Below are 671 nucleotides of genomic sequence, written 5' to 3'. Positions count from 1 at the left end.
GAGACCACGCCCATCACGGCGGCCCCGAACCTCGTCATCACCAAGACCGACGGCGGGATCAGCACGGTTCCGGGTGGGCTGATTACCTACACGCTCCACTACACCAACACCGGCAACCAGCAAGCCGTCGGCGTCGTCATCAGCGAGACCGTACCCGTCAGTACGAGTTTTGTGGCCGCTGGCAGCAGTTCCTGGAATTGCACCAGTGCCCCGCTTTGCACCTTGACGATCGGCACCCTCAACGCCGGGGCCTCTGGCAGCGCCACCTTCATCGTGCGCGTGGCTGACCAACTGCTCGCGGGCGTCACCACGATCACCAACACCGCCGCCATTAGCGGCACCAACGATCCTGGCTCGTCCTCGAACGACGAGACCACGCCCGTCACCGCCACACCTGATCTCGTCATCACCAAGACCGACGGCGACCGCACCGTGACCACCGGCGACCTGATCACCTACACGCTCACCTACACTAATGTCGGCAACCAGGACGCCACTGGCGTCGTGATCAGCGAGACCATCCCGACCTATACCAGTTTCATCACGCCGACCGGCTGGACGTGCGACAGTGTCACCTGCACCTACAACGTGGGCGACCTCGCCGTCAACATCACTGGCACCGTCACCTTCGTGGTGCAGGTGGATGCAAGCCTGCCCGCTGGCGTCACGAC

Annotated in this window: 1 pseudogene; it reads left to right on the top strand. The window is 63.6% G+C overall.

What is annotated here, in order from left to right:
• Positions 1-671, top strand: a pseudogene (locus A9Q02_RS23720) (DUF11 domain-containing protein); the annotation flags it as partial.

The sequence above is a fragment of the Candidatus Chloroploca asiatica genome, assembly GCF_002532075.1.
GTDB lineage: Bacteria > Chloroflexota > Chloroflexia > Chloroflexales > Chloroflexaceae > Chloroploca > Chloroploca asiatica.
Note: the sequence above shows the minus strand (reverse complement) of the source record. Positions and strands in the feature narration are given on the sequence as shown.